General features: G+C 64.6%; 3 protein-coding genes. All 3 read left to right on the forward strand.

The genetic code is table 11. The features are described from left to right. Positions 1–513: 513 nt before the first annotated feature. The 3 genes from cyc1 (at position 514) to ACF08N_RS37750 (ending at position 4,482) form a co-directional block, all read left to right on the forward strand. Entirely contained in the window at positions 514–1,593 is a 1,080-nt protein-coding gene (gene cyc1 / locus ACF08N_RS37740; protein WP_392329226.1) for an epi-isozizaene synthase, read from the forward strand. Next, complete coding sequence (locus ACF08N_RS37745; RefSeq protein ID WP_392329227.1) at positions 1,590–2,957, forward strand: cytochrome P450; 1,368 nt, start codon at positions 1,590–1,592, stop codon at positions 2,955–2,957. The genes cyc1 and ACF08N_RS37745 overlap by 4 nt, the downstream gene beginning before the upstream one ends. A 304-nt stretch (positions 2,958–3,261) precedes the next feature. After that, complete coding sequence (locus tag ACF08N_RS37750) at positions 3,262–4,482, forward strand: cytochrome P450 (RefSeq protein ID WP_392329228.1); 1,221 nt, start codon at positions 3,262–3,264, stop codon at positions 4,480–4,482. Positions 4,483–4,787 lie beyond the last annotated feature (305 nt).

The raw sequence follows: 4,787 nt of genomic DNA on the forward strand, positions 1-4,787 counted from the left end.
AGAAGCAACCGTACACAGTGGGAGATGATCTCCCCGGGTACCGGTGACCCCAGTACGACGGAGGATTGCCAGTGTCGTCTGCCCTGAGCATTCAATCCCCCGCGCCGATCAGTGGAGGCCCTAAGGCCCTATTGAGTATCAATTACTCATGAGCAGTGAGTATGCGCTTGGCAATTCTGGGATCAGTCACCTTATGGTTCGCCAAGGCCTGACCTAGGCCCCCTGAAACCAACACAGTCCTCCGCCTAGGCAAGGCAGCAGACTGCGAATATTGCACCGGTGAGGCAAGGCCAGCCCGTGCCGGAAGACCGATCGAGATTGTCGGATCCGAGGCATCCGAATCGTGGCCGCCCGCCCGTGACAACGGGGCGCCGCCTCTTCTGGCTATTCCGGAAGGCCGGAATGTATCTGGCGTTGCTGGGCGCTCAGCATCGGCTCACTGTTGGGAGCGACTCTGATCTGAGCGGACAGCACGTATCTTTAGAATTCGGGGATATATTGAAAAGGTTCGTTATGGCAGCTTTCCCTCATAGCTCCACGTCGCCGGCGGTTACGGTCCCGTCCTCACTCGCCCTCCCGGTCATCGAGGCCTCATTTCCGAGGCGCCTTCACCCGTATTGGCCCACACTGCAGGAGAAGACACGCTCCTGGCTGCTGGAAATGCGACTCATGCCTGCGAACAAGGTGGAGAAATTCGCCGACGGCCTGCGCTACACCGACCTCATGGCGGGGTATTACGTCGGTGCCCCTGACGATGTCCTCCAGGCGATAGCTGACTACAGTGCTTGGTTCTTCGTCTGGGACGATCGCCACGACCGCGACGTTGTGCACGGCAGGTCCGCCGCCTGGTCCCGGCTCAAGAACGCGCTGCACATGGCCCTCGACTCGCCCCAGGGCAATCTGTACCACCAGGATCCCCTGGTCGCATCGTTCGCAGACAGCGTGCTGCGACTGTACTCCTTCCTGCCGGCGACATGGAATGCCCGCTTCGCCCGGCACTTCCACGCGGTGATCGAGGCGTACGACCAGGAGTTCCGCAACCGCACCGAGGGCGTCGTGCCAACAGTGCAGGAATACCTCGCACTGCGCCGGCTCACCTTCGCGCACTGGATCTGGACCGACCTTCTGGAGACGTCCGCGGGCTGTGAACTTCCGGATGCCGTGCGGAAACACCCCGCGTATCGGCGTCCGGCACTGCTCAGCCAGGAATTTGCCGCTTGGTACAACGATCTGTGTTCACTGCCCAAGGAAATTGCAGGCGACGAGGTGCACAACTTTGGGATCAGTCTCATAAGGCACGAGGGAATGACCCTGGATGAAGCGGTCTCGGAAGTCCGGCGACGGGTCGAGGAATGCGTCAACGAGTTCCTCATCGCGGAACGCGAAGGGCTTCGGTTTGCGGACGAACTAGAGGACGGCACGATACAAGGTACGGAACTTGGTGCAGCCGTACGGGCATGTATCGGAAATATGCGGAACTGGTTCAGTTCCGTCTACTGGTTTCACCATGAATCCGGACGGTACAGGGTCGACAGCTGGGACGACCGCGCCACGCCCCCGTACGTCAACAACGAAGCCGCAGGTGAGAAATGAACCTCGAGTCAGTGAAGCCCGAAGCCGCGCCCCACACGGCGCTGCCTGAGCCACCCTTGGCCGGTGGCGCGGTCCCAGTCCTCGGCCACGGCCTGAAACTGGTCCGCGACCCGCTGGCCTTTATGTCCCGGCTGCGCGGCCACGGCGACGTCGTCCGCCTCAGGCTCGGCCCGAAGACGGTATATGCCGTCACCACGCCAGCCCTCACGGCAGCGCTGGCGCTGAGCCCCGAGTACATCATCGCCGGCCCGCTGTGGGAGTCCTTGGAGGGTCTGCTCGGCAAGGAGGGAGTGGCCACGGCCAACGGTCCGCGACACCGTCGCCAGCGGCGCAGCATCCAGCCCGCCTTCCGGCCCGACGCCATCCCCGCATATGGGCCGATCATGGAGGAGGAGGCGCACGCCCTGGCCGAGCGTTGGAAGCCCGGGGAGACCATCGATTGCACCTCGGAGTCCTTCCGTGTCGCGGTGCGCATCTCGGCCCGCTGCCTGCTGCGCGGCGAGTATCTGGACGAACGAGCGGAGCGGCTGTGCACCGCGCTCGCCATTGTCTTCCGCGGCATGTACCGGCGGATGGTGCTCCAGTTGGGGCCGCTGTACCGGCTGCCCCTGCCCGCCAACCGTGAATTCAACCGTGCGCTGGCGGACTTGCATCTCCTCGTCGACGAGATCATCGCCGAGCGCCGCGCATCCGGCCGAAGGCCGGACGATTTGCTGACAGCATTGCTGGAGGCGAGGGATGAGAATGGCGGACCCATCGGGGAGCAGGAGATCCACGACCAGGTCGTCGCGATACTCACCCCCGGCGAAACCGTGGCCTCCGCGGTCATGTGGCTGCTACAGATGCTCGCGGACCACCCGGAACACGCGGACCGAGTGCGGGCCGAGGTCGAATCCGTGACCGGTGGTCGGCCCGTGGGATTTGAGGACGTCCGGAAGCTCACGCACACCAACAATGTCGTCTTTGAGACGATGCGTTTGGGGGCCGCCGTTTGGATATTGACGCGACGGGCGGTCACCGACACCGAGCTCGGTGGCTATCGTATTCCGGCCGGGGCGGACATCGTGTATAGCCCGTACGCGATCCAGCGTGATGGGCGGTCGTTCGCAGACAACGTGGGGTTCGATCCAGACCGGTGGCTTCCGGAACGGGCCAAGGACGTGCCGAAGTACGCCATGAGCCCGTTCAGTGTGGGCAACCGCAAGTGCCCTGCCGACCACTTCTCGATGGCGCAGCTGACCCTCATCACGGCGGCTCTGGCGACGAAGTTCCGCTTGCAGCAGGTGGCTGGGTCGAATGACGCGCCGCGCGTGGGCGTCATGCTCCGCCCGAACAAGCTGCTGCTGACGCCAGTACTGAGGTGAGCGTGCTGAGCCGCGACGCATCATCAGTGCCGCCGTCAGCCCTCGGGCTGCGAGCTACTCGAGGGTCACCTTCCATCGAGCGCCCCGCTCTCCTTCCGCTACTCCACAACCCTCGTTCAATCCCCCATTACTCAGCAAGCCCCTTCAGCCCCAGAGATGGGCACCTATGGCAACCGGGCGGCCGCAACTTCGAAGCAGTGAGTGGTTTCCAAGTCGCCCAACACATCCTCGCCTTCGCCGCCACGATCTGGCATGACCACCGACCGGCACTCCAGTCACCACCCGCACCTCCCAATGAGGCCCAATGGCAACGAACCTACCTTCCTTCCCTGCCCGAGACGAGATGCCGCTCGACACCTGCATTCGGCTGCGGGAGATTACCCCCGTCGTCGCAGTGGAGTTCCCCGGGGGCGTCCCCGCCTACCTGGCACTGACCCACCAGGCCGTGCGGGAGATCCTCGCCAGGGACAACAAGACCTTCCTGCGAGATCCCAAGCACTGGCCTGCCCTGCACGACGGATCGATCCCTGAGGACTGGCCGCTGCGCGCTATCGTCGAAGGCGATCACCTGGCCACCAAGGACGGTGGCGACTACAGGCGACTACGCGGCCTGATCAGTAAGGCATTCACGCCCGCACGGGTACAAGCGCTGGAGCCGCGCCTACAGCAGATCGTGGACGGCCTGCTCGACGGCGTGATAGCCGCAGGTGACGGCGTCGATCTGGTTCCCGCTTTTACCGAGGCGCTGCCGATGTGGGTGATCTGTGAGCTGTTCGGCGTGCCAGCCGAGGAACGGCACCAGATGCGCGACTGGACCGCCGCGTTGCTGGCGCACACCACTCCGCCGGAGGAGGCGTTCGCGACGCAGAACGCCCTTCAGGCGTACTTGCACGAACTGGTGGAGTGCAGGCGGCGGGAGCCTGGCGACGACCTCACTTCCAGCCTGGTCCAGGTCCGTGACGAGAGTGACAGGCTCACCACCGACGAGCTGGTCGGTGTGTTGTGGCTGATGCTCGTCGCCGGCCACGAGACCACCGTCCATCTGCTCGGCCACGCCATTGTGGCGCTAGCTCAGAATCCCGATCAATTTGAACTGGCCAACGCTGAGGGCCGGTGGGCTGATGTGGTCGAGGAAACCCTGCGCTACCGCCATCCGGTGATGATTCCCGGCTTCCGCTTCACCGCGGAGGACGTGACCATCGCCGGGGTGCACATCCCCAAGGGCCAGGCGGTCGGCGTGGTCTACCAGGCGAGCGGCATTGACACGGCGGAGTACGGCGAGAGCGCGGACCGGTTCGACATCACCCGGGAACGGAGCGGACACCTTAGCTTCGGCCACGGCCCGCGGTACTGCATCGGCGCGTCACTGGCTCGGCTGGAGGCCCGGTTGGCGCTCTCGGCGCTGTACCGGCGGCTGCCGGAGCTCACCCTCGCCATCGACCCGGACGACATCCCCTACTCGCCGTCGCTCTTTACATTCGGCCCGCTTTCACTGCCGGTCACCCTTGGCACCGTCAAGCCCTGACACATCCCCGGCACCGGCGACTCCAGATGGCGGGCCGAACCGCTCCCCCTGCGAGCCAAGCCCGACCAGGCTGTCCACCGCTCAATGCTCCTCAACAGAACAGCCAGGCGCGGTGGGGCGGTCGCCTGCGCCCCACGTCGATGTATGGGAACCGGATCTGCCGGTATGGCGTTGATGCCCCCTATGGATATCAAGTAGGTGTCGCGGCCTCCGCGCGGCTGGTTGGGGGGTCGGGGTGGCGAAGCCGGTGGATGTCCCGTGCGGTGTTGCGCTTGAGGCAGTGGATGGCCTCTCGGTGTGTCGTG

This window comes from Streptomyces sp. NPDC015127 (assembly GCF_043080095.1).
GTDB lineage: Bacteria > Actinomycetota > Actinomycetes > Streptomycetales > Streptomycetaceae > Streptomyces.